The following is a 415-nucleotide window of genomic DNA, read 5'->3' as shown; positions in this document are numbered from 1 at the left end:
CACATGCGCGCCCTGCAACACAAAGGCGTAGGGTTCGGTGACCTTGTAGAACACCCGCACATCCAGCTGCACCACTCCGGCATCGCCGGTCAGCAGGTAGCCGGAGCCGGCCAGGGCATCGCTCAAGGGCGTGGCGAAACTGGCCACACGATCAGCCTGCACCGCCGCATCGGAACGTAACAGGTTCTCCACCCGACGCTCGATCACCCGGTCGGCCGCCGGCAATAACACCACCTGCTCGAACGGCTGCGGCCAGGCCAGCAGCAGCCCGGCATTCTGGATGCGGTCGAGGGCGCCGAAGTGCAGCACCACCGCACGGTTCTGCGGGTCGATCTGCCGCACATTGGAAAACGCCCATGCCAATGCGGCCAACACCGTCACCGCGTACAACGCCAGGAACGTCAGGCGCCCGGCC

The 415-nt window shown here is 66.3% G+C and carries 1 protein-coding gene; it reads right to left on the bottom strand.

The window, feature by feature from the left end:
* Positions 1–415 (bottom strand): SPFH domain-containing protein (locus FCS21_RS16560; RefSeq protein ID WP_246047326.1); only part of this gene is annotated, 415 nt, incomplete at both ends.

It is taken from the genome of Colwellia ponticola (assembly GCF_005885605.1).
Lineage (GTDB): Bacteria > Pseudomonadota > Gammaproteobacteria > Enterobacterales > Alteromonadaceae > Colwellia > Colwellia ponticola.
This window is presented reverse-complemented; position numbering and strand designations above follow the sequence as displayed.